This is a genomic window from Rheinheimera texasensis DSM 17496, assembly GCF_000711985.1.
Taxonomy (GTDB): Bacteria; Pseudomonadota; Gammaproteobacteria; order Enterobacterales; family Alteromonadaceae; genus Pararheinheimera; species Pararheinheimera texasensis.
In genome coordinates this window covers 152,752-178,861 of the sequence record NZ_KL544005.1, presented here as the reverse complement: position 1 = coordinate 178,861, position 26,110 = coordinate 152,752, and the positions used below count along the sequence as shown (strand labels likewise).

General features: G+C 49.9%; 25 protein-coding genes. 17 read left to right on the top strand and 8 right to left on the bottom strand.

Annotation, left to right across the window (positions count from 1 at the left end; genetic code table 11):
• The first annotated feature begins 30 nt into the window (after positions 1-30).
• From rplI to alr, 3 genes are all read left to right on the top strand, one after another.
• Positions 31-483: a 50S ribosomal protein L9 gene (rplI, locus tag Q399_RS0111460; RefSeq protein WP_031568570.1), complete on the top strand. Its 453-nt coding sequence runs from the start codon at positions 31-33 to the stop codon at positions 481-483.
• A gap of 231 nt (positions 484-714) precedes the next feature.
• A complete protein-coding gene (gene dnaB, locus Q399_RS0111455; RefSeq protein WP_031568567.1) occupies positions 715-2,103 on the top strand; it encodes a replicative DNA helicase in 1,389 nt (462 codons plus the stop codon).
• Positions 2,103-3,182: an alanine racemase gene (alr, locus tag Q399_RS0111450; RefSeq protein ID WP_031568566.1), complete on the top strand. Its 1,080-nt coding sequence runs from the start codon at positions 2,103-2,105 to the stop codon at positions 3,180-3,182. Before dnaB ends, alr begins: the two co-directional genes overlap by 1 nt.
• Positions 3,183-3,249: 67 nt before the next feature.
• Here alr and Q399_RS0111445 read toward each other — a convergent pair whose 3' ends face one another.
• Together Q399_RS0111445 and Q399_RS0111440 are read right to left on the bottom strand one after the other, a co-directional pair.
• Positions 3,250-3,726, bottom strand: coding sequence for a chemotaxis protein CheX (locus Q399_RS0111445; protein ID WP_031568563.1), 477 nt, complete (start codon positions 3,724-3,726; stop codon positions 3,250-3,252).
• 185 nt (positions 3,727-3,911) lie between these two features.
• Positions 3,912-4,346 (bottom strand): transcriptional repressor, encoded by a 435-nt coding sequence (locus Q399_RS0111440; protein WP_031568561.1) that lies wholly within the window; start codon positions 4,344-4,346, stop codon positions 3,912-3,914.
• A gap of 122 nt (positions 4,347-4,468) precedes the next feature.
• On the opposite strand from Q399_RS0111440, the gene dusA reads away from it, so the two are divergent.
• The 7 genes from dusA to Q399_RS0111405 all read left to right on the top strand — a co-directional run bounded on the left by dusA (position 4,469) and on the right by Q399_RS0111405 (position 10,755).
• Positions 4,469-5,434 carry a tRNA dihydrouridine(20/20a) synthase DusA gene (dusA, locus tag Q399_RS0111435; protein ID WP_281172237.1) on the top strand — a complete coding sequence of 322 codons (966 nt, stop codon included), beginning with the start codon at positions 4,469-4,471 and terminating at the stop codon, positions 5,432-5,434.
• Positions 5,435-5,609: 175 nt separating this feature from the next.
• A complete protein-coding gene (locus Q399_RS0111430; protein WP_031568557.1) occupies positions 5,610-5,873 on the top strand; it encodes a hypothetical protein in 264 nt (87 codons plus the stop codon).
• Between the two features lie 343 nt (positions 5,874-6,216).
• Positions 6,217-6,423, top strand: a complete 207-nt coding sequence (locus tag Q399_RS0111425; RefSeq protein ID WP_031568555.1) for a PspC domain-containing protein — start codon at positions 6,217-6,219, stop codon at positions 6,421-6,423.
• 53 nt (positions 6,424-6,476) lie between these two features.
• A complete protein-coding gene (locus Q399_RS0111420; RefSeq protein WP_031568553.1) occupies positions 6,477-6,902 on the top strand; it encodes a copper chaperone PCu(A)C in 426 nt (141 codons plus the stop codon).
• A 9-nt stretch (positions 6,903-6,911) separates the two neighbouring features.
• On the top strand, positions 6,912-7,889 hold the full coding sequence (locus tag Q399_RS0111415) for a DUF2333 family protein (protein WP_031568552.1): 978 nt from the start codon (positions 6,912-6,914) through the stop codon (positions 7,887-7,889).
• A 3-nt stretch (positions 7,890-7,892) separates the two neighbouring features.
• Positions 7,893-8,636, top strand: a complete 744-nt coding sequence (locus Q399_RS0111410; protein WP_031568551.1) for a TIGR04219 family outer membrane beta-barrel protein — start codon at positions 7,893-7,895, stop codon at positions 8,634-8,636.
• A gap of 142 nt (positions 8,637-8,778) precedes the next feature.
• Positions 8,779-10,755: a response regulator gene (locus Q399_RS0111405; protein ID WP_031568548.1), complete on the top strand. Its 1,977-nt coding sequence runs from the start codon at positions 8,779-8,781 to the stop codon at positions 10,753-10,755.
• Here the strand turns inward: Q399_RS0111405 and Q399_RS0111400 are convergent.
• Complete coding sequence (locus Q399_RS0111400; protein ID WP_031568546.1) at positions 10,730-11,650, bottom strand: TIGR03899 family protein; 921 nt, start codon at positions 11,648-11,650, stop codon at positions 10,730-10,732. The genes Q399_RS0111405 and Q399_RS0111400 overlap by 26 nt on opposite strands.
• Positions 11,651-11,946: 296 nt before the next feature.
• On the opposite strand from Q399_RS0111400, the gene Q399_RS0111395 reads away from it, so the two are divergent.
• Complete coding sequence (locus Q399_RS0111395) at positions 11,947-14,169, top strand: two-component system response regulator (protein WP_031568544.1); 2,223 nt, start codon at positions 11,947-11,949, stop codon at positions 14,167-14,169.
• An 80-nt stretch (positions 14,170-14,249) separates the two neighbouring features.
• On the opposite strand, the gene Q399_RS0111390 is transcribed toward Q399_RS0111395, so the two are convergent.
• The 3 genes from Q399_RS0111390 to Q399_RS0111380 all read right to left on the bottom strand — a co-directional run bounded on the left by Q399_RS0111390 (position 14,250) and on the right by Q399_RS0111380 (position 17,703).
• Positions 14,250-15,869: a methyl-accepting chemotaxis protein gene (locus Q399_RS0111390; RefSeq protein ID WP_031568542.1), complete on the bottom strand. Its 1,620-nt coding sequence runs from the start codon at positions 15,867-15,869 to the stop codon at positions 14,250-14,252.
• A 229-nt stretch (positions 15,870-16,098) separates the two neighbouring features.
• A complete protein-coding gene (gene ppa / locus Q399_RS0111385) occupies positions 16,099-16,629 on the bottom strand; it encodes an inorganic diphosphatase (protein ID WP_031568541.1) in 531 nt (176 codons plus the stop codon).
• Positions 16,630-16,731: 102 nt separating this feature from the next.
• Positions 16,732-17,703 carry a class 1 fructose-bisphosphatase gene (locus tag Q399_RS0111380; RefSeq protein WP_031568539.1) on the bottom strand — a complete coding sequence of 324 codons (972 nt, stop codon included), beginning with the start codon at positions 17,701-17,703 and terminating at the stop codon, positions 16,732-16,734.
• 247 nt (positions 17,704-17,950) lie between these two features.
• Between Q399_RS0111380 and mpl the strand changes: the two genes are divergently transcribed.
• The 6 genes from mpl (at position 17,951) to Q399_RS0111345 (ending at position 24,738) form a co-directional block, all read left to right on the top strand.
• Complete coding sequence (gene mpl, locus Q399_RS0111375; RefSeq protein WP_031568538.1) at positions 17,951-19,312, top strand: UDP-N-acetylmuramate:L-alanyl-gamma-D-glutamyl-meso-diaminopimelate ligase; 1,362 nt, start codon at positions 17,951-17,953, stop codon at positions 19,310-19,312.
• A 30-nt stretch (positions 19,313-19,342) separates the two neighbouring features.
• Positions 19,343-20,008, top strand: a complete 666-nt coding sequence (locus Q399_RS0111370; protein WP_051685924.1) for a flavin prenyltransferase UbiX — start codon at positions 19,343-19,345, stop codon at positions 20,006-20,008.
• A 59-nt stretch (positions 20,009-20,067) separates the two neighbouring features.
• The gene (locus Q399_RS0111365; RefSeq protein ID WP_031568535.1) at positions 20,068-20,985 is read left to right on the top strand and encodes an ABC transporter ATP-binding protein; all 918 of its coding nucleotides are present in this window, start codon (positions 20,068-20,070) and stop codon (positions 20,983-20,985) included.
• The gene (locus tag Q399_RS0111360) at positions 20,985-21,758 is read left to right on the top strand and encodes an ABC transporter permease (RefSeq protein ID WP_031568533.1); all 774 of its coding nucleotides are present in this window, start codon (positions 20,985-20,987) and stop codon (positions 21,756-21,758) included. Before Q399_RS0111365 ends, Q399_RS0111360 begins: the two co-directional genes overlap by 1 nt.
• 206 nt (positions 21,759-21,964) lie before the next feature.
• A complete protein-coding gene (gene panP / locus Q399_RS0111355; protein ID WP_031568531.1) occupies positions 21,965-23,614 on the top strand; it encodes a pyridoxal-dependent aspartate 1-decarboxylase PanP in 1,650 nt (549 codons plus the stop codon).
• 101 nt (positions 23,615-23,715) lie between these two features.
• Positions 23,716-24,738, top strand: a complete 1,023-nt coding sequence (locus tag Q399_RS0111345; protein WP_051685923.1) for a M28 family peptidase — start codon at positions 23,716-23,718, stop codon at positions 24,736-24,738.
• Between the two features lie 4 nt (positions 24,739-24,742).
• On the opposite strand, the gene Q399_RS0111340 is transcribed toward Q399_RS0111345, so the two are convergent.
• Both Q399_RS0111340 and Q399_RS0111335 read right to left on the bottom strand, forming a co-directional pair.
• Positions 24,743-25,657, bottom strand: a complete 915-nt coding sequence (locus Q399_RS0111340) for an AEC family transporter (protein WP_031568528.1) — start codon at positions 25,655-25,657, stop codon at positions 24,743-24,745.
• Between the two features lie 68 nt (positions 25,658-25,725).
• Positions 25,726-26,094, bottom strand: coding sequence for a GIY-YIG nuclease family protein (locus Q399_RS0111335; protein ID WP_245612879.1), 369 nt, complete (start codon positions 26,092-26,094; stop codon positions 25,726-25,728).
• Positions 26,095-26,110: the final 16 nt, after the last annotated feature.

Below are 26,110 nucleotides of genomic sequence, written 5' to 3'. Positions count from 1 at the left end.
CTGGTTCAACGATACAGAGAGGATTAATCAATGGATATTATTCTGTTGGATAAAGTTGCTAACCTGGGTGGTTTAGGCGACAAAGTGGTTGTTAAATCTGGTTATGCGCGTAACTTCCTGTTCCCACAAGGGAAAGCAGTTCCAGCGACCAAAGCTAACATCGAAAAATTTGAAGCACGCCGTGCTGAGTTAGAAGCCAAACTGGCTGCTAATCTGGTTGCTGCGCAAGAACGTGCTGCTAAAGTTGCTGAGCTGGGCGAAGTTACTATCGCTGCTAAAGCTGGCGACGAAGGCAAACTGTTCGGTTCTATCGGTACCCGTGATATCGCTGATGCGATCACTGAAGCCGGTGTAGCTGTGACTAAAGCCGAAGTGAAATTACCAAACGGCACTCTGCGTGACGTTGGTTCTTTCGACATCGACCTGCAGCTGCATGCTGAAGTGACTGCAACCGTTAAACTGGTTGTTGTTGCCGAGGCGTAAGCCTTAGACGGACACAGCGCTTTGTGCTGTGTCCGTTCACCCCTCTGAAAGACATTTCCCTTTTCTGTTTATTTGTACACCGTTTGCATCCGGCAGCGTTATTTTTTTCTGCCCTGTCTGTAGAAAAATGCTAGGCTATGGCTCTTATTTTCCGCGGCACGACCACTGTCTGTGTGAGCAATCCGCCGCTGAATTCGCAATGTCTCCGCTTTCTGGAAGCGTTCAGGTGTTATGGCAAACGTAAAAGATAAACAAGTAGCCGCGGTGAAAATGCCGCCGCATTCTATTGAAGCCGAACAATCTGTGCTCGGTGGTCTGATGCTGGATAACGACGCCTGGGATAAGGTCTCGGAAAAAGTCGTTGAGCAGGATTTTTACTTGCGCTCGCACAAGCATATCTTTCAGGCGATGGCAGCTATTGCTGAGCAAAATCAGCCGATCGACCTTATTACTGTATCTGAATGGCTGGAACGCAATCAACAGCTGGATGATGTCGGTGGCTTCGCTTATCTGGGCGAGATTGCAAAAAATACACCCAGCGCAGCCAACATTCTAGCTTACGCCGATATCGTCCGCGAACGTGCCGTAGTGCGGGATATGATCTCAGTAGCACACGATATCGCTGATGCCGGTTATGATCCGCAAGGCCGCAATAGCGCAGAACTGCTGGATTTCGCTGAAACCAAAGTGTTTAAAATTGCCGAACAGCGTGCCAATGCCAATGAAGGTCCTGAGCCTATCAACAGCATTCTGGCGAAAACCATCGATAAAATCGATGCCTTGTTCCGAAACCCCAGCAATGGCGGCCTCACCGGTGTGTCAACCGGTTATATGGATTTGGACAAGATGACCAACGGCATGCAGCCGTCCGATTTGATTATCGTTGCCGCGCGTCCATCGATGGGTAAAACTACCTTTGCAATGAACCTTTGCGAACATGCAGCAATTAGCAGTGATAAGCCGGTGCTTATCTTTAGTTTAGAGATGCCTTCCGAACAAATCATGATGCGGATGCTGGCCTCACTGGGGCGTATCGATCAAACCAAAGTGCGGACCGGTCAACTTGATGATGAAGACTGGGCCCGTTTGTCTTCGGCGATTGAACTGTTAAACAGCAAAGGCAAGATGTATATCGATGATGCCTCTGGCTTAACGCCAACCGAGGTGCGGTCACGGGCACGGCGCGTCGCCCGTGAACATGGCGGTTTGTCGATGATTATGGTCGACTATCTGCAGTTGATGACGGTGCCGGGATTATCAGATAACCGTACACTTGAAATTGCTGAGATCTCCAGGTCGTTAAAAGCATTGGCCAAAGAGTTAAAAGTACCGGTGATTGCGCTTTCTCAGCTGAACCGTTCTCTGGAACAACGGGCAGATAAGCGCCCGGTAAACTCGGATTTGCGTGAGTCTGGTTCTATCGAACAGGACGCCGATCTCATCATGTTTATCTATAGGGACGAGGTCTATCACGATGACAGCCCGGACAAAGGGACGGCAGAAGTCATTATCGGTAAGCAGCGGAATGGCCCGATTGGGCGTATTCGTCTGACATTCCATGGCCGTTATTCGCGTTTTGATAACTATGCCGGCACTGCACGTTTTGAGGACGAGTACTGATGAGTCGCAGGCCTCTGGCGCAAATCAATACCAGCGCTTTATTACACAATGTTGACTGCATTCGCGAAATGGCACCGCAAAGCAAAATACTAGCGGTATTAAAAGCCAATGCATATGGTCATGGCTTATTAGCTGTCGCAGCGCAGCTGAAAGATGTTCAGGCTTTTGGTGTCGCGCGGATTGATGAAGCACTGATGTTGCGCGCCGGTGGTATTGTGAAACCTATCGTCTTGCTGGAAGGCTTTTTTCATGCCGATGAATTGCCACAGATAGTCGCTTCAAATCTGCAGGTTGTCGTGCATCATCCGGCGCAGGTTGACGCTTTGTTAAAAGCAGAGCTGGAATCACCTGTCCATGTCTGGCTGAAAATTGACAGTGGTATGCATAGGCTTGGGATTGATCCTGCTGATTTTTCAGAGATTTATCATATGTTAGCTCAGAGTAGAAATGTGTTGCAGCCCATGCGGCTGATGACGCATTTTGCATGTGCCGACGAGCCAGACAATCCGGCAACAGTGCAGCAATTGGCTTTGTTCCGGCAAACTATTGGCGGCGCAGCGGGCGAACTTAGCATTGCTAATTCGGCCGGCGTGGTTCACTGGCCGCAGAGCCATGGTGACTGGATACGACCTGGTCTCGCGTTATATGGCGTATCGCCGATGGATAAAGGCCGCTCCGTCAGTCACGGATTGCGACCGGTTATGACGTTCAGCAGTTCAGTGATAGCAGTCCGACACGTCAGAGCCGGGGATGCTGTTGGCTATGGTGGCAGTTGGATTGCGCCGAAAGATACCCGCCTTGCTGTGGTTGCTATTGGTTATGGTGATGGTTATCCACGCAATGCGCCATGTGGCACGCCGGTGCTGATTAACGGTAAACGCTATCCGATTGTTGGTCGTGTCTCGATGGATATGACGACAGTGGATATCGGCGATGACGACGTTTGCCACGGCGCCCAGGTGATTTTGTGGGGAGAGGAGCTGCCGGTCGAAGAAATTGCCGAACAAGTTCAGACCATTCCTTATGAATTACTGTGTAATATCACCAGTCGGGTCCAATTCCGATATGTCAGCGACTAACAACGAAAGTAATATGGCAAAAAAGCCGGTCATTTAAACCGGCTTTTCGCTGAATAAGATGTGGTTGTTAACCGCCGCCCTGATTATCAAAGCTTACTTCTATGTGCACTTTGCCAAATTCAGAATCAAATGGCATCAGGATTTTAGGGCCATCGCATTTGTGCGTTATCGTATGGCCTTTGCCTGATACGACAACTGGTGTAGCCATCGAGAATTCGTAGCCTTTTTCACCAAGAATACGTTTGGCACCACCAGTCACCATATTGGTGATCTCGCCGACCATGTCGGTAACTTCTTCATTGATGGTTTTAGGTTTTTCGCCGAGCATCCGGTTCATGATTTCCAGAGCCAGCGACTCTTCAAAACTGACCGAAAAAGACCCTTTGGTTTGTGGGCCGATCATGCCGATGAGGCCGGACACGTCGCCGCGTGCGACTTCATCTTTTTTAATTCTCGGTTGCCCAGGCACAATAGTCGTATTGGCCATAGTGCTCAGCACATTCACTAACGACGATAAGAATGGATTTACATACTCGACATTCATTGAAAAGACCCGCTGCAGTGTTTCGTCACTTGGCTATTGACCCTGAAGATAAGGTTAGGCAGATTTTTTAGAATAAACAAGACTAGCTCTTTGTTTTTGAGATAGTTTCACACATAAATTTGCTAAATATTCCGGCAAAATATAGCTGTTTCCAGGTAGCAGGGCGTGAATGAGCCATGAGCCCCTCAGTTATGACAGTTTTTACAAAGCCCGCGGGCCTCGATGGTTTGCTGCTGAATTTTAAAGCCAAGTTCATTTGCCAGGTTACTGAATTCTTTGAATAAGACGTTGGAGTGTAACTCGTCGACATGACCACACTGCTGACAAATTAACAATTGTGCCGGGTGATGATGTTCAAAATGATGGCAAAGCATAAAAGCATTGCTTGATTCAATTTTGTGAATAAAGCCCTGTTCGGTCAGAAACTCTAATGCACGATAGATGGTTGCCGGCTTCGCAGCAGGTTCAGTCTGTTTAAGCTGCTCTAATAATTCGTAAGCGCCAACGCCACTTTGCGTCTCAGCCAATAAACGAAAGACTTTTTCCCTGATTGAGGTGAATCTGGCGCCATTTTGTGCGCAAATTTGCTGCGCTCTAATCACTAAACTTTCAACTGACATCGGGGCTTAAACCTGTTGCTTCGTTTTTCGCAGTGTAACACAGAATAAAAATGGATAAATCGCCGAAATCATCGGAATAATGCCGGTTTCCGGTTAAAATAGCCCGCTTGCTGGAGGTTACCGTGAATCATAAATTTTCTGTCGCGCCAATGCTGGATTGGACCGATAAACACTGTCGTTATTTTCATCGCCAATTGAGCCGCCACGCGGTGTTGTATACCGAAATGGTCACAACCGGCGCTATTTTGTTTGGGCAAGGGGATTACCTGTCGTTTAATGACGCCGAGCATCCGGTAGTTGTGCAGCTGGGTGGTTCAGATCCGGTTGCCATGGCAAAGTCTGCAGTGTTGTGTCAGCAATATGGCTATGATGCCATCAACATAAATGTCGGATGTCCGTCAGATCGCGTACAAAATGGCATGTTTGGCGCTTGCCTGATGGCGAAGCCTGAGTTGGTTGCGGAGTGCGTCAGTGCCATGCGTGCCGTAGTAGATATTCCGGTTACAGTTAAAACGCGGATTGGTATTGATGATTCTGATGACATGCAGTTTCTGACTGATTTCGTTGGTATCGTCAAAGAAGCTGGCTGCTCGCAGTTTATTATTCACGCACGCAAAGCCTGGTTGCAGGGATTGAGCCCGAAAGAAAACCGCGAAATACCGCCACTGAATTATCCGCGGGTATATCAGTTGAAACAGCAGTTTCCTGAACTGGATATTGCCATCAACGGGGGGATTAAGACCATCGAGGATTGTTTGCAACATTTGCAGTATCTTGATGGCGTTATGATTGGAAGGGAGGCTTATACCAATCCCTTGTTACTGGCTCAGATTGATCGCGCTTTGTATCTGGATGAAACCCCGGTTCCAACACCACATCAGGTAGTTCGTCAGATGTTGCCTTATATTGAACAGCAGATGCAGCAGGGGGCCCGCTTCTGGCATATCGCCCGCCATATGCTCGGCATATTTCAGGGCGTACCTGGCGCACGGCAGTGGCGTCGTCATTTAAGTGAAATTGGGCATTTTGCCAGCAGTGGTCCTGAAGTTTTGGAAGCTGCTTTGGCTAAGGTTTCAGAAGTACACTAAAATTTGGCTAATTTCGCTAATTTTTGGTTTTTGATATTTTTGGTTTGGAAAGTAATTCGAACTTAATTTATATAAATTCCTTTATAAACAGGTAGATATAGTTAATTTTCAAGTTGGCACAGGGATTGTAATTCATTGTCTGAACGCAGTGAATTCAACCAACGAGGAAATTATTATGAAAACATTTAGCAAAGTTTTATTCGCCACCGCCCTGATGTTTGGTACCCAAGTTGTAATGGCTGATCCGGTCAGTGAACTGACCGCAATAGCCACCGCACAAATCGCTGAACAAGCCGCAGCGATGAAAGTGAATCTGGCTGAGCAGTTACAACAGTCTCTGACAGAAAGTCTGGCAGATGCCTTAGCGGAAGATGCTGAAGCTACAGAATCTGAAGTGGTTGCAGGTCTGGCCAGCACCGAAGCAAAAATTGTGGAGTAACATGGTGATTCTGGCCTTGTCTCCACAATTACTTGGGATGTTTTTGCTCCCAGTCATAAGTATCTTTGTCACGGCGAAACTTTGGTTATGGTTTTTGCCACCGACTGAAATCCCATCGACAACCCGGTCTTAGCAGTACCGGGTTTTTTTTGCATTTTTTTCAGATACCCTCATTTCGTTAAATTCACTATTTTTTAAGCTGAAACTGCAAAAGTTGGTTTTTTATCCGTGCGTTCGAGTTTTTGTCAAAGTGAATTCCTGTAACGCATTGATATTTAACAGTAAAAATACTGGCATGCGATTTGATTGTCTTCGGTTGAACTTTAACTATCAGGAGACTGTGATGAGAACTCATCGTGATAATCGTTGGTACTGTAATAAAGCGGATCGCAAAATTGCCGGCGTCTGCGGCGGCTTAGCACGCGCCTACGGGCATAATACAACACTGATTCGTTGTGTCGCCGTATTTGCGTTTTTGGCGATGCCCACAGTCTTATTAGTGGCGTATCTGGCTGCGGCATTGATTTTACCTAACCGTTATGTGGTCTGACAAACGTATGGCTCCTGTGTAAGATATGCATATTAATAACGCAGGAGCCCGTGATGAAACAATTCATTCTGTATGCTGTAAGTTTATTATCTTTCAACCTGTGGGCAGCACAGGTTGAAATCACGAATGCAACTGTGCGGGAACCATTACCGGGAAAAAGCCTCAGTGCCGGTTATTTCTCTCTGCACAACAAAGGGCCTGCGCCAGTTGCTTTAGTGTCAGTCAACAGTAACAACTTTGGTGCTATCGAGTTGCATACGCACAAAATGGTCGGCGGCATGATGCAAATGACCGAGATAGACCAAATTGTTATTGAACCTGGTCAGCAGGTACATCTACAGCCTGGCGGGCTGCATCTGATGTTGTTCCGGCCAGTACAAAAAATCAGCCTTGGCCAGCAGGTGCAGCTGCGTCTTCAATGGTCAGATGGTACTTCACAGGAAGTCCAGGCCAGTGTCACGCGGATCCCGAAACAATAGGAATTTGTCATGCAAAAGCTGATGATAGGTGGCGCGTTATTGCTCTGTACTTTACTGATTGGGTGGGGCATGGCGCTGTATTACAGCGATGAGCCTGCGGCCTTTGATGTGGCTCAAATCGCAAAGACGGCGGCGGGTAACGATAAACCTGTAGTTGGTTATACAACCACTAACACGTTGATTCATGTCACTGAAACCTTGCTCTATAAACCCGGTGGGTTTATCAGCAATGATATTTTGCCACCTTTTGTATTGATGGATGATATGCCGGCATGGGAGCTCGGTGCGCTGGAAATGATCAGAGATCTCGCCTTAGCGATGCGCACTGACCTTAGCCGTTCTCAATCACAATCCGTCGAAAATAGCTTGTTGAAACAGGTGCAGCCTAAATTTAACATTGAGCATCGCAGCTGGGTGGTGCCCACGCCGGAAGATGAGTATACCGCAGCTGTTAAACTATTACGTGCATACCGTCAGGCATTGATGGACCCGAATAATCAGGAGCATCAGTTTTTCGCCCGTGCAGATAACCTGCGTGACTGGCTTAAACAGGCGGAAAAAAGATTAGGTAGTTATAGTCAGCGCTTAAGTGCCAGCGTTGGTCAAGATCGGCTAAACACAGATTTAGCCGGAGACGCGGCGGCTCGCCAGTCCACACTGACCCCACATGAGATGATGATCAAAACATCCTGGTGGCGCATCGATAATGAATTCTACGAAGCTCGTGGTGCCAGCTGGGCATTGCTGCATTTTCTAAAAGCTATTGAGGTAGATTTCGCCGATGTACTGGAGCGTAAAAACGCCACAGTGAGTCTGCAGCAGATTATCCGCGAGCTGGAATCAACCCAGCAGACAATTTGGACACCGATGATTTTAAATGGCAGTGGATTTGGTGTTTTAGCCAATCATAGCCTAGTCATGGCAAACTACATTTCCCGTGCGAATGCAGCTCTGATTGATTTAACTGAATTGTTGTCACAAGGATAGAATATGAAATTCTTGGCCAGGATGGTTTTTGGCAGCCTGTTTGTAGCAGGCCCGGTAACGGCGGATATGTTGGGCGTGCGTGCTGGTCTGGAGTATTGGCAGGCCAAACCTGAAGTGGTTGCAGGCAATACCGGTGCTGCAGGCCGGTGGTCTCTACAAGATGCAAATGGCCTGGCATGGGCGGCGCGTTTTGAACACCCAATCCCGCTGCTGCCTAATTTTGCTGCACGCTATCAGCAAAATGATTATTCTGCGCAGGCGCCACTGCTGGACAGTTTGCAACTTGGACAAACTGTTTACAGCGCTGGTCAGAACATCCGGCAATACCAGAAATATCAACACTACGATGTGACGGCTTACTATGAGTTGATCGATAATCCGCTGCTCAGTATTGATCTTGGACTCACGGTTCGTCAGTTAAAGGTAAAATCTGAGCTCAATTCCAACAGTATCAACAATACGGCAGATTTATCCGTTTTGCTCCCGATGCTCTATCTGGATACTGAAATAGGTGTGTGGGGCACTGATACAGTTGTGTTTGCCAAAGGCAATTACAGCCGCTACCAAAGTGATCTAACTTACGACTGGCAAGCAGGCATCGCCTGGCGTCTTATTGATGTCGCAATGTTTCAGGGATATGTGCGTGCAGGGTGGCAATACAACAAGCAGGATATTTCAGACCGCGATCACCTCGATGTGCAAGCGAGCAGTTCCGGTGGCTTTGTCGGACTGTATTTAGATTTTTGATTTTGTAAAAAAAATGTGTCGCAATTGTCTGTGGGATTGTCACGAGCGGTTGCCGCCGGGATCCCATGCCCGTTATACTGACATTTCCTTGAATCTGTTGTTTACGAAGATCTGACGGATTTTATCAATTCGGATTTGCAGCATGCCAAAATTAAAACTGCTTCTGGCCGTGATTATTATCGTGCAACTTGCCACGGCTGGAGTGGGCTTGTGGTACTACCATCACGAGCAAGATACACAGCAATTGCAGCTGCAGCAGCTGGCTGACCGGCTTAATGAGCATTTGCACGTACAGACAGAGAGCAATGCTGAAATCCTGACTCTGGTGCAAAATCTGACCGAAATTCCGGAATTGGCGCTACATATTCGGGCAGCGGATGGCTCCCCAATGGTGGCGGTGGGCCTGGTGGCTGAAAATGCATTGATCCTGAATACATCGTTGGCGGATGGCCGGCAATTGCAACTCTCTACCGCAAAAGTATCCTTTCCCTGGTTGTGGCTGTTGCTGTCCGGTGTAGTTACTGTGGCCATTGGGCTGGGCTTTCTATTACTGGAACGACGACAACAACACAGTTACCAACGACTCTGGCAGATTCTGTGCGGTAATAATCCGTTATCTGCAGCTTTAGGTGTTGCTCCGCTGCTGGACGCCGTTCAACAATTGGTCAATCAACAGCGTGACAGTGTTTGTCAGCTACAGCATGCTCAACAACAGCTTAAACAGACTGAGCAAACCCATTACGAGTCCAGCAAAGAACTGTCGCAACAACTGTCACTACTTCAACAGCGTCATTTGCATATGAATCGTGACTTGCTGTGTTGGCAATTACTGGCCGAACAGGCTCAGCATATGAATGACGCGGAAGTGCAGCAGTGGCTGGCACTGCTGTTATGGCGCCAGCAAACAGAAAAACAACAACAACCGGTTGTGCAGAGTTTGTCTCACTGGTTTGCCGGCGCTTTGCGTGAAATTCAGCAAAGCTGGTCACAGAACTTGTTATTGCTGCCGGATGAAGACCCTGCGGCGACACGGTGTCAGGTGTTATTAGATGGTAAATTGCTGCATCATCTGATGTTTTCTCTGCTGCAGGCACTAAGTCCATTGGCCGATGGTAAGGAAATGCAGCTTAGCTATCGTCTTGAAAGCGGCACTCGGGATAAGCTACAACTGAAGTTCCAATACACCGGCAAAAGTCTCAGTGCGCGCAGTCGGCAGATCCTGACTAAGGGCCCTTGTGCTGAACCGCAGTGGACAGATATTGCCTTTGAGTTTTGCTATCTGCTGATGCAGCAATTAGGCGCTGAGCTACAGATCCAGGAACTGGCCGATCTCGGGACCCGTGTACTCTGCAATGTGCCTGTCGTTGGGCGTGACCGGCAGCTGACGAAACGTTTTCAGAATCTGGCTATTTTTGACCCATGCCCGGGCTGGCTGGAGATATGGCGTCAAAGTCTTCATGGCGTTAGCGAGCAAGTTGTTGCCACAACGAGCGTCAGCGAACTTCAGCAGGTGCTGCAAAGCCGTCTGATAGATACAATTGTTGTCCACTTGCATGATAACGGCCTCAATGCTGCCGACCTCCAGCAACTGCAGCAGCTGAGCTTGCGTTATCAGCTTGTCGTATTTGCCGGGAAGTCTGTAAAAGCTGTTTTTGCCGAGATGGCGTGCGTAGCACAATTTGATTCACCATTACTGCTGGCCGACTTGCAGGACTTACCCCAGCCGGGTTGCCAGTTTGCCAATCAGCAACTGCTAATCGTCGATGACAACCAGACAAACCTCAGCTTTGTTCGCGCAATGCTGGAAGGGCAAGGGATTAATATTGATTTTGCGGTGACCGGTCAGGAAGCGCTGAAATTGGCGAGTAACAGCAGGTATCAGTTGATTTTGATGGATATTCAGTTGCCGGACCTAAGCGGAGTAGAAGTTACCAAACGGATCCGCCAACTGCGGCACCATCAGCAAACGGTTATCCTGGCGTTTACCGGCCACGCCTTGCCGGAAGAAGCGGCGAGTTTCCGTCTTGCGGGGATGGATGACGTGATGATCAAGCCTTTGGATGCCCGCAAAATCGCGCACATTTTGTCCAAGGTCAGGCCTGTGGCTGAAACTCAATGACACTGCTGTATAACGTCTGTAGAGCCTGCAGGTAAAGCGGATTTACCGGACTGTACAGCAGGCTCATCAGTTCAGCGCCGTTGTGGGTAAATTTGTAATATTGCAGCACAATGCTGTTGGCTTTCAGCCGGCCCGTTAATGGTGTTTGTGGAAATTGCCACTGCAACTGCTGCCCCTTTGTCATCACACCACTTTCGATCTCTGCCGGATGCAACAGGCCTAAGTCGATCAGACTGAGAATTTGCGGATAAGTCAGACCAAACTGACTCAGATTCAGTACACCACGATTACGGCCGCGTATCCATTGCCAGAAAGAGCCCTGCTGCAGATAACTGAAATAAATATGTGCCGGTTCCTGCGACGAAATGCGGCAGCTTAAGCTGCTGGCTAACTGCAAGGCCTGTGCATCTTTATGGTGCATTTGCCTGAGAATATTCAGCGTTTTGTAGGAGAAACTGCCGGGTGAACTGATTTCCGCTGCCAGAATCTTCGCCCAGAGTTTTTGCATGGCCAAGGCCGAGATGTTCTGCACGTGTTCGCAGTAGTGATAAAACCAGTCGGGGTCTATATCCTGAGTCACGGCCTGATCTGTACAGTATTCCTGTGCCAGCACCATTACTTTTTCCAGATTGTATTGCTGCCGCTCTATAGTCATCTGCCGGCGGCGGGCCGCCCGGCTGCGGATATTGTCTTCGGGTAATTCTGCATCTGGTGCGACGCCAGCTCTGGCTGACAGCTGCAGATGCACGGCTTGGGCTTGACGGATTTGCTGAATAGAAATGGTATTGCCGGCATGTTCTGCCGGTTTGGTCTGCCCAGTCAAATCCTGACCGAGCTGATGTTTGGCAAGATGTTTCAGCCGTTGCTGGCCTGACATATATTGAACTTTACTCATGGCGCTTCCGTATCCCAGGTATGACAAATTCATTGTATCGGCCGTTGCTGACTGCCCGCTACTGCTGAGAGGTAAAAACTTGTGTCATTGGTTTGTCATAAGACCCGAGCAGGCCGTTTTGCGCGGCAAACTGGCGTAAAATTGATTGCTTTTTTTAGTTAAGGGTATAGTGTAAGAAAGCACTAATTCAGTCGTTGATGTTGGCTCACAGGTGGTATGAACGGAACCGTTCAGGCACAACAACATGGAATTCACGTCAGTGTTGCCCGGTGAGACTCTAAGGATAAGGTCGTTGAATGGTTTCAAAAGTAACAGATGATGATTTTCTGTTCCTCGCAGAAGACGAGAGTGTATATACGCCAGCGCCTCAGGTCACTGGGGAATGGCATTTGCTCATTGTTGACGACGATGAAGAAATCCATACTGTCACACGACTGGCCTTGAGTGATTTACTGGTTCAGGGCCGAAAGCTGGTATTTCATCATGCTTATTCTGGCCGTGCCGCTATCGAGTTTCTGAAAAAAAATCCCCACATTGCTGTGATTTTGCTAGACGTCGTGATGGAATCTGACGATGCCGGTTTACTGGTGGTGCAACAAATCAGAGAACAACTTGGCATGGACGAAGTGCGGATTGTGTTACGTACAGGTCAACCTGGTTATGCACCTGAAGAAAGTGTTATCAAAGAATATGATATCAACGACTACAAAACCAAGACTGAGTTGACACGCAGCAAGCTGGTGACTTCGATTATTTCTTCGATCCGTTCATATCAGCAAATCCGCACTATTAACCAAAACCGGCTGGGCTTACAGAAAATCATCAATGCCGGCGCCAATTTACTCGAGCAGCATTCACTGCACGAGTTTTCTGAAGGCGTGGTGACACAGATATCCTCATTGATTGGCCTGCACGCAGAAGGCGTGTTGTGTGCCCAGATTGAGGATGACGGTTCTGCCAGTGACAATGTTTATGTACTGGGGGCGGCGGGACATTATGCGCCCTACATTAAGTGCAAACTGGAACGGCTGGGCAATGAACGGATTATTCAACAAATCCTGCAATGTCTGGCGGAAAAACGCCATATTTTTACTGCCTTTGACACCGTGTTGTACCTCGGGAATGCTGAGCACAGCGCCGCTGTTTACATCGAAACCAACAGGCCGATTGAAGATTTTGACCGGCAGCTGATTGAGGTTTTCCTCAGTAATATTTCCATTGGCTATGAAAACGTTACGTTATTTCAGCAGCTAAAACACGCGGCTTATATAGACCCGCTGACCAAAACACCGAATCGAAACGAATACACCCAACTGCTGCAGGAAACCCGCCGGCTGGCGCCAGAGCAGACAGTCGCGGTGCTGATTGATATCGATCACTTCTCCGATGTCAATGACGGTTTAGGCCAGGAAGTTGGCAACGAGTTATTAGTGGCAGTCACACACCGGCTGGTGGAAAAGTTTGGTGATATTGCGCAAATAGCCCGGATCGGTGCTGATGTGTTTGGTTTAATCGGGCCTGAAGCGCAGTTAACGCCGCAGCAGTTAAACGCGGTGTTCGCCACGCCGTTTCAGGCGTCAGAGCACAGCTTACAAATCAATGCAACTTTTGGCTTTTGCCGGCTAACTGATACGGTGCGCCAGGGGTTGGGTATTCTGAAGCAGGTTTACATTGCGCTGAACCGGGCGAAAAAAAGCTTGTCGCAAAACTATGAGTTTTACCACGCTGAGCTTGAAGATCAGATGGCCGAACGCCTGGCTTTGCTGCGTCGGTTAAGACAAGATTTTGCTCAGGGGAAGCTGGCGTTGTGGTATCAGCCGCAGATTTCGCTGAGTGACAATAAAGTTATTGGCATGGAAGCGCTTTTGCGCTGGCCGGATGGGCAGGGCGGTTATATTTCCCCAGCGGTTTTCATTCCGTTGGCTGAATACTCCGGACTGATTGTGGAGATTGGTGACTGGGTGATCCGGCAGGCTTGCCAACAAATTCACTATTTAACTGCACAAGGCCTGGAGCCACTGCGTATTGCGGTGAATGTGTCGATGCCTCAGTTCCGCAGTCCAAATTTTGTCAAGTCAGTGATTGATGCGGTGCAGGCCGCGAAGATTGACCCTCAAATGCTGGAATTGGAAATTACAGAATCTGTGGTGATGGACGAACCAAAAATCGTTATCGAGGCTTTGAGTCAGCTCAAAGCGCATGGCATTAAAGTGGCTATTGACGATTTTGGCATCGGTTTCTCCAGTCTGAGTTACCTGCAACAGTTACCACTAGACCGGATTAAAGTAGACCGCGCTTTTGTGCGGGATTGCTCCAAGCCGAATGGGTCAGTCATTGCTGAAACCATTGTTAGTCTGGGCAAACGCTTGGGTTTATCGACTATTGCTGAAGGGATCGAAACGCCGGAACAGGCAGCCGTGGTTAAAGCGATGGGCTGTGACGAAGTGCAGGGCTTTATGTATGCCAAACCGATGCCGACGCCAGAACTGCTGGCATTTATCCGCAGCTGGCATCCCTGAGTCAGCCTGAATTGATAATAAAAAATGCCGCTTCAAGCGGCATTTTTTTAGCAGTGGCCTAAGCCGCTGTATATTCAGTATTAAACGCGGAATAACCGGGCGATGTTTTCCAGGTTTTGCGCCAGATTCGCCAGTTCGCGGCTGGCTTTCGCAATATGCCCTGCACTTTGTGAAGTGTGTTCAGTGTGTTTGACGATATCGACCACGTGCCCCACGATAGTCCCGGCCATCACTTGCTGCTCTTCAGTGGCAGAAGCAATGTGCTGGTTCATCTCGCGAATGCGGCGGATACTGGTGGTAATGGCTTGCAGTGAATCACCGGCCTGATTGGCTGAAGTAACGCTCTGATCTGCTTGTACCGTACTTTGTTGCATTTTCTGAACCGCAGAGCGAGCGGCGGATTGCAGTTGTTCAATGGTTTTCTGAATTTCTTCTGTAGATTTCTGGGTTCTGGACGCCAGAGTGCGGACTTCGTCGGCGACCACCGCAAAGCCACGGCCTTGTTCACCGGCACGCGCGGCTTCAATGGCGGCGTTCAGCGCCAGCAGGTTGGTTTGCTCCGCAATACCTTTAATCACATCCAGCACAGCGCCAACCTGGTTGGCATCTGTTTCCAGTTTCAGGATAACCTCAGAAGCTTCCTGCACATTATTTGCCAGTTGGCGGATGTTATTGACTGTGACACCAACAGTTTGCTGACCGCGGTCAGCTGCAACGTTGGAGTCATTCGCCGCACTAGAGGCTTCGTTTGCGCTGCTGGCTTCGGCGATGACGCTGTTGCTCATATCATCGACCGCAACTTTGGCCTGATCAGCTGCTTTGCGTTGCACGGCGATAGTTCTGTTAGTATCGTCGGTCAGTTGGTGTAAGTCTTTGGCCAATGAAGACAATGGCAGTGCAGTATTGACGATTTCTTTCACCACGCCCTGCAGTTTTTCCATAAAAGAGTTGAACCAGAAGGCCAGATCGCCGAGTTCGTCTTTGGAATTGGTCTGGATCCGTACTGTCAAATCACCATCTTCTTTTGCGAGATCCCGTAGCGAGCGAATGATATGGCCGAGACTGCTATCGATGCCTTTGACCACAGGCAGGGCAGTACCAAATAGCGCCAGCACAGTGATGACCATCATAATGACACCGACGGTAATCATCTGTGAGGCCTGGCTGTTGGCGTCATCAATAGCACTTTTAAATTGTTTTAACTGCACGTCGCGAAATGAAGTCAGTTTCTTGACCGTGTTTTCGTAATCTGCATTCATTTTTTGCGAGCGTTCGCCAATGGTTGCCATGTCGGCGGTATTGCTGACCATTTCCTGCGACACTTTAAATGCGACAGTGTAATAAGCGTCAAAAGATTGCAGGATTTGGCCGACTTCGCGGCTGACCTCAGATTCCAGCTGGCCGACAGTCGTCAGCTGTTTTTTCATTTGTTCTGCAAGTTTATTGGCACCATTCAGTGCTTCTTCGTCGCCGGTGGTGACCGCGCTGGCCAGAGTTTCTTTCAGCCGTTCCAGTGAAACCAGCGCGCTTTCAGAGGCTTGTAGCACAGGAAACTGTATGTCTCTGGTACTTTCGAGAGTTTTGACGTTACTCAAAGCGGTTTTGGTAGAGAGCCCCAGAAACACCACAAACATCAGGGTGCCAATGAGGGGGATTAAATAGATTTTTTTCGCAATCGAAAGGCGTTGCAAAAATTCCATAGATGATTACCCCGTTGGATCAGCGCAAAGGCCGGTATTATTTTGAATATCTTTGATTTGAAATCACTTTCGAGTATAGACAGCAATTTGGATTGGCGCAGCAATCTCAGGGCATTAGAACAGAATTTATGAATGTAAAGAATGGGATAGTACTGAAAATTCGCGATTTGGCTCAGTTAATGAAACAGGCCCGGCAGTGCGGGCCTGTGTCTTTGATCACGGAACTAAATTATTTGTTCTGCGCGCGTTCAAATGAGGTTTGGATCTCAGCTTTGGCTTCCGCTTTGTCGCCCCAACCAATCACTTTCACCCACTTGCCTGGTTCCAGCTCTTTGTAACGTTCGAAGAAATGCTGGATTTGGCCTTTTAACAGTTCAGGCACGTCACCGATGTCTTGAATGTGGTCATAGATTTTAGTCAGTTTGCTGATTGGGACTGCCAGTACTTTGGCATCTTCACCTGCTTCGTCAGCCATTTTCAGCACGGCAACCGGACGGCATTTAATCACCGCGCCAGGTACTAATGGATATGGGGTTGGTACCAGCACGTCAACCGGGTCGCCATCCAGAGACAGCGTGTGGTTCACAAAACCGTAGTTACACGGATAAAACATTGGCGTAGACATAAAACGGTCGACCCAAACTGTACCGCTGTCTTTGTCGACTTCGTATTTGATTGGGTCGGCATTGGCCGGGATTTCGATGATGACGTTGATTTCATCTGGCAGATTTTTACCCGCCGGGACCAGACTTAAGCTCATGATGCTTCCTTATTTATTGAACATGCAGTGCCGCCTATTATACCGGCGACATTAAAAATCGCTATCGTTGTGCGCCCTGACTTTGGTCGGGCGTCGCTTGATTCAGGCCTGATGATACTTCAGGCAGCTGTCGACTTCGTGTTTAGACCCCAGGATCACTGCAACGCGCTGGTGAATGTCCACCGGTTGGATTTCCATAATGCGCTGATAACCGGTGGAGCTTGCACCACCGGCTTGTTCTACCAGGAAACTCATCGGGTTAGCTTCGTACATCAGCCGCAGTTTGTCCGGTTTGTTTGGGTCTTTGGTATCGGTTGGGTACATAAAGATCCCACCACGACACAAAATGCGGTGCACGTCACCGACCATGGCAGCAATCCAGCGCATATTAAAGTTTTTGCCGCGCGGGCCGGCTTTACCCAAAAGCAAATCGCCAATATAAGCCTGCATGCCGGGTTGCCAATAGCGCTGATTCGACATGTTAATCGCAAACTCGGCGGTGACTGACGGAATCGCCACTTCTTCCTGCGTTAACAGGAAACCGCCATAAGTTTTGTCCAGCGTGTAGAGCCGGGTGCCCTGGCCTGTAGTCAGCGCCAGCATAGTCGACGGGCCATACAACACATAACCGGCGGCCAACTGTGCGGTGCCGGGTTGTAAAAACTGTGCGGCATCCGCAGCATCGACGTTATCACGCGCCGGCAGAATTGAAAAAATGGTGCCAATCAGGCTGTTAATATCGGTGTTGGACGAGCCATCCAACGGGTCAAACGTCACCAGATAACGGCCTTGCGGATTGCCGGCAACGGTGTGGTCTTCCTCTTCACTGGAAATGGCTTTGACCACGCCGGTTTCCAGGATCATGTCTTTGAGCAGTTCGTTGGCCAGTACGTCGAGTTTTTTCTGCGTTTCGCCCTGGATGTTTTCATCCAGCGTTGAACCCAGTACGCCCGCTAATGCGCCTTGTCCAACCCGGAAGGAGATTTCTTTACAGGCGGCCAGAATGGTTTTAATCAGAGCAATCAGGTCGGTATCGACCCCATCTTGTCGCAGTACAGGAGCCAGACGGCGCATCGGTATATCCTTCTGTTAGTGTAGGGTTGGGGCCTGGCCGGTCGCTTAAATATGGCTCTGCTGGCCGCGTACCTGACCGTGCACTTATTGGTGGGGCCAGAGTTTAAAGAATCTGGCTAAAAATTGCATTTTTATCACCGATTTTATTTCGAAAAAGCCGGTTGTGCTTTTGTTACAATGCCGGAAAATACCGACAAAAGCCCGCTCGTGGATCCAGGCGCGGGAAAATCTAAAGCAGGACAACTTCATGCATCTTCATATTTTGGGTATTTGCGGCACTTTTATGGGCGGTATTGCTGCCATTGCCAAAAGTTTAGGCCACCAGGTCACAGGCTCTGACGCCAATGTGTATCCGCCGATGAGCACACAGCTCGAAGAACTCGGTATCAGCCTGACACAGGGGTACGACCCGGCGCAGCTTGAGCCGGCGCCGGATTTAGTCATCATTGGTAACGCGATGTCCCGCGGTAATCCTTGTGTTGAATATGTTCTCAATCGCAATATTCCTTATACCTCAGGCCCGCAGTGGTTGGCGGAAACAGTGCTGCGCGACCGTTGGGTGCTGGCGGTGTCCGGTACGCATGGCAAAACCACGACCACCACCATGCTGGCGTGGATTCTGGAATTCGCCGGCTTAAAGCCTGGTTTTTTGATTGGCGGCATCCCGCAAAATTTTGATGTGTCGGCACGCTTAGGCGATGCGCCGTTTTTTGTCATCGAGGCCGACGAATACGACACGGCGTTTTTTGATAAACGCAGCAAGTTTGTACATTACCGGCCGCGCACTTTAATTCTGAATAATCTCGAATTTGACCACGCCGACATATTCCCGGACCTGGCGGCCATTCAGCGCCAGTTCCACCATTTATTGCGGATGGTGCCTGGCAACGGCTTAGTACTGTCTCAAGCGGATGTGCCGGCAGTACAGCAAGTACTTGATATGGGCTGCTGGAGTGAACAGCAACAAAGCGGTTCTGACTGGCAAGTGCGCTTGCTACAGGCCGACGGCTCTGCCTTTGAAGTCAGTTTCCGCAGCGAAGTTAAAGGCACTGTGAACTGGGCTTTGTGTGGTCAGCACAGTGTCGACAATGGTCTGATGGCGCTGGCTGCAGCACAGCACGCCGGCGTGCCGCTGGCTATTGCAATCGAAGCACTGAATCAGTTTGTCGCGCCCAAACGTCGGTTGGAACTCAAAGGTGTCGTCAATGGTGTCAGCGTCTATGATGATTTTGCCCATCACCCGACTGCGATTGAAACGACGTTGGCCGGATTAAGAGCCAGGGTGGGCCAACAGCGTATTCTGGCCGTACTGGAACCGCGTTCTAACACCATGCGCATGGGCGTGCACAAAGAAGCCTTACCGGCGTCACTGCAAAAAGCTGATCAGGTGTTCCTGTTTGAACCAGCCAACAGCGGTTGGTCACTTGGTGCTTTGTCTGAGCAAATCAGCCAGCAATGCGCCATTCCGGCGACGGTGGAACAGGATATCAACAAGCTTGTGCAGCAGATTGTCGCCACAGCACAGCCGGGCGATTCGGTTCTGGTGATGAGTAACGGTGGCTTCGGCGGCATTCACGATAAGTTGTTACAGGCGCTGGCTGCGGCATAAGCCAGCTGCGTTCAGCAAAAAGGCACTTTTATGCATGTTAGTAATGATCTGACCGTTCAACACAGTGTTTCCTCCCAGCGTGAAGTTACGCTGGCCTTTACCGGTGCATCCGGTGCTTTATATGGCTGGCGCCTGCTGCAGGTGTTGCTGAGCCTCAATGTCAAAGTGCATTTGCTGATTTCTAGTGCTGCCAAAGTGGTGTTTGCCACTGAGCACGATTTAAAACTCAATGGCAATCCACAGGCCTGTCAGGCGCAGCTGGTTGAAATCTTTGGCTGTGCCCCCCATTTATTGGCAGTCTACGGCAAAGACGACTGGTTCTCACCGGTGGCGTCCGGCTCGGCCGCACCGAAAACTATGGTGATTTGCCCTTGTTCGACCGGCACTGTGGCCGCTATTGCCCATGGCATGAGCGACAACCTGATTGAGCGGGCAGCCGATGTTGTCATTAAAGAAAAAGGCCAGTTGATTTTAGTGCCGCGCGAGACGCCCTTAAGTGCCTTGCATCTGGAAAACCTGCTGGTGTTAGCCAAACTGGGCGCCACTATTATGCCGGCGGCGCCCGGGTTTTATCATCAGCCCATGACTATTGAAGATTTGATTGATTTTATGGTGGCCCGATTACTGGACCATTTGGGATTGCCGCAGCAGCTGATGCCGCGTTGGGGTTATCAACCCCAGGCTGCCAAAGATTAATCCACATCAGAGATTACTGAATCCACACACAATCGCCTGGCGATAAAGAGGAACACGCTGTGACGCTGGCCTTATCCATTCGTGATCTGCACAAAAGTTATAAAAGTGGCACCAAAGCCTTAAATGGCATCGACTTAGATGTACAGCAAGGTGATTTTTTTGCGCTGTTAGGTCCCAATGGTGCGGGTAAAAGCACGACGATTGGCATCATCAGTGCTTTAGTCAATAAAACCTCAGGCGTGGTCAAAGTCTTTGATTTTGATACTGATACTCAGCTTGAAGATGCCAAAAGCCAGTTGGGTCTAGTGCCGCAGGAATTTAACTTTAACCAGTTTGAAACTGTGCTGCAGATTGTGGTCAATCAGGCCGGTTATTACGGCGTGCCGAAAAGTGTTGCCTTAGTGCGGGCGGAAAAATACCTCGGCCAGCTTGGCCTGTGGGAAAAACGTCACGCGCGCTCACGCGAATTATCCGGTGGCATGAAACGCCGGCTGATGATTGCCCGTGCTTTGATGCATGAACCAAAGCTGTTAATCCTCGATGAACCAACCGCCGGCGTTGACATTGAACTGCGCCGTTCGATGTGGGAGTTTTTAAAAGAGATTAACGCACAAGGCGTAACCATCATTTTGACCACGCATTATCTGGAAGAAGCCGAGATGCTGTGTCGCAATATCGCCATCATCGACAAAGGCTGCATCATTGAAAACACTTCGATGAAAGCCTTGTTGGGCAAGCTGAATAAAGAAACTTTTGTGCTGGACCTGCAGTCTGGCCGCGCTGATTTGACGCTGCAGGGTTTTGTTACCCGCAAACTCGACGACCACAGTTTTGAAGTGGATGTGGAAAAAAATCAGGGCCTGAACGCCGTGTTTGCTGCACTGGCAGCACAGGACATCACAGTGTTGTCGATGCGCAACAAAGCTAACCGGCTGGAAGAGCTGTTTGTCAGCCTGATTGGTGAGGGGAAACACTGATGTTTAAACCAAGATATCTGATTGCGCTGCAAAGCATTCTGAATAAAGAAACCAACAGATTCCTGCGGATTTGGGTGCAAACGCTGGTGCCACCGGCCATTACCATGACGTTGTATTTTGTTATTTTTGGTAACTTAATCGGCAGCCAGATTGGCCAAATCCACGGCTTTAGTTACATGGAATTCATAGTGCCTGGCCTCATTATGATGTCAGTGATCACCAATTCTTATGCCAACGTAGCGTCGAGTTTTTTTAGTGCCAAGTTTCAGCGTAATGTTGAAGAGCTGCTGGTCGCACCGGTACCTAATTACATCATAGTGCTGGGTTTTGTCGGCGGAGGCGTGGCGCGTGGTGTGCTGGTGGGCCTGATTGTCACTGTGCTGAGTTTATTTTTTGTCGATATCCGCATCCACCATTTGTGGGTCATCGTTAGCACCGTGTTACTGACTTCGGCGGTGTTTTCACTGGGTGGCCTGATTAATGCGGTCTATGCCAAAACCTTTGATGACATCAGCATTGTGCCGACTTTTGTGCTGACGCCGTTAACCTATTTAGGTGGGGTATTTTATTCGCTGAGTCTGCTACCAGAGTTGTGGCAGGGCGTGTCGACACTGAATCCGATTGTGTATATGGTCAATGCCTTCCGTTACGGCTTTTTGGGCCATTCCGATGTCAGTCTGACACTGGCGTATGCAGTGCTGATTGGCCTGATTGTCGTGTTGTTTGGCATCGCGATGCGTTTGATCCGCCGCGGCACCGGACTGCGTAGCTAGTACCGGTTAGTTAGCGCCAATAAATTGCCTGAGGGGCGGCACCGGCTGACCCTCAGGCGCAATTAAAACAGCGCAGACCAGTCCGGATATTTTTTAAAGACATTTGCTATGTGTTTTAGTACATTGCTTCCTTTGGGCCACCGCAGAGCCCACGCGCTTCAGGCGCCAACAGACCACAGAGTCTGAGTTCACCACGGCGAGGATAAATGACAGATAACAAACGACTGGCAACAGCGTCCGAAGAGGCTCTGTGGCGGATCTTTACCGTCCCTGAAGCACCGGATTCGACCCTGAGTATCATCGAGCAGAATATTTCGCAGAATCTGGCCGGTTTCCTGCGCGAAAGTATTGTCGCAGTGGAAAAACCGCTGTGGCAAATCGAACGCGACTTCCAGGCTTATCAGATCCCGGCAGAACCGACTTTTGTCTCTGATTACGCTGAAAATATCATGCAAAAGCTGGTGGCTCATTCAGTCCACACCGCTGCGCCGAGTTTTATTGGTCACATGACCTCTGCCTTACCTTATTTTGTGTTGCCATTATCAAAAATGATGGTCGGACTGAATCAGAATCTGGTCAAAATCGAAACGTCCAAAGCCTTTACGCCGCTGGAACGTCAGGTGCTCGGTATGATGCACCATCTGGTCTATGGCGAAACCGAAGGTTTCTACAAAAAATGGCAGCATAGCGCTAATCATTCGCTCGGCGCGTTTTGTTCCGGCGGCACAGTCGCCAATATGACGGCACTATGGATAGCGCGTAACCGGCTGCTGAAGCCGGACGGTGATTTTAAAGGCGTGGCCAAAGAAGGCCTGTTCCGCGCCATGCGGCATTATGGCTATGACGATTTGGCTATTCTGGTATCAGAACGTGGCCATTATTCGCTGAAAAAAGCCGCCGATTTGTTAGGCATTGGCCGCGATATGCTGATCCCGATCCCCACTGACGACAACAACAAAGTGGACGTCGTAAAGATGCGCGAAAAAGCGCTGGAACTGCAGGCGCGACACATCCGGGTGATGGCGATTGTTGGTGTTGCCGGCACGACCGAAACCGGCAATGTTGACCCGTTAACCGAACTTGCAACACTCGCCGCTGAGCTGCAGTGTCATTTCCATGTCGATGCGGCCTGGGGCGGCGCCACTTTGTTGTCAGACAAATACCGCTATCTGCTCAAAGGCATTGAGCTCGCCGATTCAGTGACTATCGATGCGCACAAGCAGATGTATGTGCCGATGGGGGCCGGTATGGTGGTGTTTAAGCATCCTTCCAGCGCACATGCGATTGAACATCACGCTGAATATATCCTGCGTAAAGGCTCCAAAGATTTAGGTAGTCAGACGCTTGAAGGCTCGCGCCCCGGCATGGCGATGCTGGTGCATGCCTGTTTGCAGGTGATTGGCCGCAAAGGCTATGAAATTCTGATCAACCGTTCGTTAGAAAAGGCGCGTTATTTTGCGGGTCTGATCGATTTACATGCCGATTTTGAATTGGTCACTGCGCCTGAGTTGTGTTTGTTGACCTATCGTTATGTGCCGGCCTCGGTACAACAGGCCATGCAGAAAGCAAAAGCCGCCGGTGATGTTGATAAACTTAAAAAATTCAATGATTTGCTCAGTGGTCTCACCAAGTTTATCCAGAAGCGGCAGCGCGAAGAGGGCAAATCTTTTGTCTCGCGTACGCGCTTGACGCCGGCTCGATATTATCGGCAGGATACAGTGGTGTTTCGCATTGTGCTGGCGAACCCGCTGACCACAGACCAAATTCTGCACGACGTGCTGGATGAGCAAATTGAGTTGGCGAAAATGGATAAAGAGTTTTTACCGAAGTTACTGCAGCTGGCGCGGGATTGTTGATTGCACCGGTTGCAAAGTGATGTTTTTAAAAATGGCGGTCAAACCGCCATTTTTGATCAAGAAGCAGCTTGGGTCGTATAGAAAAAAACAGGAGTGTGTCGATGGCGTTATGGTTCAGGCGTGTTGGCCAGTTGCTGGCGGTCGGCGTGGTCTTGGCGGCGACGTTGTGGCCGTTTTATCAGGTTGGTCAGCAGCAATTGACCAGGGCGGAACAGGCGCGGATTGACGCACAGCCAGGTGTCAGCCGCACCAGGTATCAGCCAAGACTTGACCAGCTGCAGCAAACGGCGGATTTCAGCACTTTGGCATCGAGCGAAATGGCTGGCCGGCGACCAGGTCAGCCGGGTAGTGAGCTGGCGCGGCAGTTTCTGCAACGGCGTTTTACTGAGCTTGGCCTCATTCCTGCCGGTACTGATGGTTTTACACAACGATATCAAACTGACGGGCAAAGTGACGGCGTAAATTTCGTCGGTAAAATCAATGGGACTGATCCACAGCTACCTGCCATTGTTCTCACCGCCCATTATGATCATGTTGGTGTGCATCACAATCGCGTCTATCCTGGCGCAGACGATAATGCGTCGGGAGTGGCGGCTATACTGGCGCTGGCGGCTTATTTTCAGACGCATCCGCCGCGACATTCACTGATTTTTGCCGCGGTAGATCACGAAGAACAAGGCATGCATGGCAGCAAACAGTTATTTGCCGGCAAACTGTTAGACCCACAGCAACTGGCGCTGAACGTCAATCTGGATATGTTAAGCCGCGATACTAAAGCGCAACTGTTTGCGGTGGGCACCTATCAGCATCCGGCGTTGTTGCCGCTGTTACAGTCGTTACAACAAGATAGTCTGGTTGCACTGAAATTTGGTCACGACAGACCTGCAGCTGTAGCAGGGCGGGTGCAGGACTGGAGTGATGCCAGTGACCACGGCATTTTTGCCAAAGAAGGGGTGCCTTTTGTTTATTTCGGCGTGCCGGACCATCCGGACTATCATCAGCCGACTGACACTTTTGAGCGCGTTGACCTGGAGTTTTATCACAAAGTCAGTGACACCATTTTGTCGGCTTTGTTGCTGCTGGACCAGGCTGATATGTCTACGTTACGCCAGAAAAACAACTGAAAACTCAGATCTGGTGAAGTAGCCAAGCCCAGAGCGGTAGGGTGATAAAACTTAAAAGCAGACCAAAACCCACCAGCGCCGCCACTAACCGTGGTGCCAGGCCTGCCATCATCGCAATAGCGCCGGCCGAGATCATCGGCGGCATCGCCGCTTCGAACACAGAAACCTGCACTGCTTTGCCGGATAAATCCAGCAGCATAGCTCCCGCCAAAACCAATAGCGGCATCAGCAGTAGTTTGATGCCAAGCCCGCTCAACAGTGGCGACAAACGCTCACCGGCCAGTGAAAATTTCAGCTGAAAACCCACCGCAAACATAATCAGTGGCACCAGTGTGGCTGCGAGGTTATCTAACGTGGTCTGTAGCAATGGCGGATAAGTCCAGGCTTTGAGCGATAAACCGACCACAAGCGCCAGAAATGGCGGAAAGGTCAGAATGCGCATCGCCATAGCCGCTGCCGATACTTTGCTTTGCACTGCATTCACGCCATAGAGTGCGGCGAGAATGGTCGACCAGGTCGCCAGCGCAACAAAAGAGCCGATTTGGTCGTAAATCATCGCATAAGGCAGCCAGTCGCCGCCAAACAGCGCTTCAATCATTGGAAACCCAAGGAAGGACGTGTTGCCCAATGGCAGCACAATTAGCAGCGCCACGATAATGTCACGTGACCAGTGTAGCAAACGGCCCAGCGCCAAGATTAAAGCACTGACCAGTAACAACAAAATCCACGGTACTAACGCCGGGATCAGTAAATCCCAGGAAAAATGCAGTGACGGGATTTTCTGTAGCACTAAGGCCGGCAGTGCGACATACATAACAAAAGTGTTCAGCACGACCGGCGTGTCGGCCGGGAATTTCGGTACCCGGCGCATGGCAAAACCCAGGCTCAGGTAAATCAGGATCAGGATAAAATTGTCCACGGGGCAACAAATCTCAGAGTAGAAGACAACAGGCTCTGTAGGAGACTACCGGTTTTTCCACCACTTGCCTATGCGACTTCGGTGGAAGCTGACTGCACTGAGTCGACCGTGCTTTGAGTGGCAGGACTGTGCAGCAGCCAGTCGGGCTGCCAATGCCCCTGAACCAGGCGTTCTTTGTCGGCTTTTTTCAGTTGCTTCAGCTGATACTCAAGCACACAGGCATGGCTGCGGTTACAGGCTGTGAAAGTCCAGACCAGCTGCAACGGGCCTTTACCGCGCAGAGCTCTGGCCCCGCCGGCAAGCTCGCCCTGGTGCTGACGCAGCCGGCGTTTTGGGTCTGTCGAAATACCGGCATACAGGCTGCCGCTGCTGGTGCGCACCAGATAAAGCTGCCACTGCGACGCCTCGGCTGTTTCTGCTATAATCGCGCTCTGCAATGCGGCTCCTGCAGCT

Excerpts from the sequence above, each read along its gene's own strand:
- rplI (WP_031568570.1), top strand. The coding sequence starts at position 31 with ATGGATATTATTCTGTTGGATAAAGTTGCTAACCTGGGTGGTTTAGGC.
- dnaB (WP_031568567.1), top strand. The coding sequence starts at position 715 with ATGGCAAACGTAAAAGATAAACAAGTAGCCGCGGTGAAAATGCCGCCG.
- alr (WP_031568566.1), top strand. The coding sequence starts at position 2,103 with ATGAGTCGCAGGCCTCTGGCGCAAATCAATACCAGCGCTTTATTACAC.
- Q399_RS0111445 (WP_031568563.1), bottom strand. The coding sequence starts at position 3,726 with ATGAATGTCGAGTATGTAAATCCATTCTTATCGTCGTTAGTGAATGTG.
- Q399_RS0111440 (WP_031568561.1), bottom strand. The coding sequence starts at position 4,346 with ATGTCAGTTGAAAGTTTAGTGATTAGAGCGCAGCAAATTTGCGCACAA.
- Q399_RS0111430 (WP_031568557.1), top strand. The coding sequence starts at position 5,610 with ATGAAAACATTTAGCAAAGTTTTATTCGCCACCGCCCTGATGTTTGGT.
- Q399_RS0111425 (WP_031568555.1), top strand. The coding sequence starts at position 6,217 with ATGAGAACTCATCGTGATAATCGTTGGTACTGTAATAAAGCGGATCGC.
- Q399_RS0111420 (WP_031568553.1), top strand. The coding sequence starts at position 6,477 with ATGAAACAATTCATTCTGTATGCTGTAAGTTTATTATCTTTCAACCTG.
- Q399_RS0111415 (WP_031568552.1), top strand. The coding sequence starts at position 6,912 with ATGCAAAAGCTGATGATAGGTGGCGCGTTATTGCTCTGTACTTTACTG.
- Q399_RS0111410 (WP_031568551.1), top strand. The coding sequence starts at position 7,893 with ATGAAATTCTTGGCCAGGATGGTTTTTGGCAGCCTGTTTGTAGCAGGC.
- Q399_RS0111405 (WP_031568548.1), top strand. The coding sequence starts at position 8,779 with ATGCCAAAATTAAAACTGCTTCTGGCCGTGATTATTATCGTGCAACTT.
- Q399_RS0111400 (WP_031568546.1), bottom strand. The coding sequence starts at position 11,650 with ATGAGTAAAGTTCAATATATGTCAGGCCAGCAACGGCTGAAACATCTT.
- Q399_RS0111395 (WP_031568544.1), top strand. The coding sequence starts at position 11,947 with ATGGTTTCAAAAGTAACAGATGATGATTTTCTGTTCCTCGCAGAAGAC.
- Q399_RS0111390 (WP_031568542.1), bottom strand. The coding sequence starts at position 15,869 with ATGGAATTTTTGCAACGCCTTTCGATTGCGAAAAAAATCTATTTAATC.
- ppa (WP_031568541.1), bottom strand. The coding sequence starts at position 16,629 with ATGAGCTTAAGTCTGGTCCCGGCGGGTAAAAATCTGCCAGATGAAATC.
- Q399_RS0111380 (WP_031568539.1), bottom strand. The coding sequence starts at position 17,703 with ATGCGCCGTCTGGCTCCTGTACTGCGACAAGATGGGGTCGATACCGAC.
- mpl (WP_031568538.1), top strand. The coding sequence starts at position 17,951 with ATGCATCTTCATATTTTGGGTATTTGCGGCACTTTTATGGGCGGTATT.
- Q399_RS0111370 (WP_051685924.1), top strand. The coding sequence starts at position 19,343 with ATGCATGTTAGTAATGATCTGACCGTTCAACACAGTGTTTCCTCCCAG.
- Q399_RS0111360 (WP_031568533.1), top strand. The coding sequence starts at position 20,985 with ATGTTTAAACCAAGATATCTGATTGCGCTGCAAAGCATTCTGAATAAA.
- panP (WP_031568531.1), top strand. The coding sequence starts at position 21,965 with ATGACAGATAACAAACGACTGGCAACAGCGTCCGAAGAGGCTCTGTGG.
- Q399_RS0111345 (WP_051685923.1), top strand. The coding sequence starts at position 23,716 with ATGGCGTTATGGTTCAGGCGTGTTGGCCAGTTGCTGGCGGTCGGCGTG.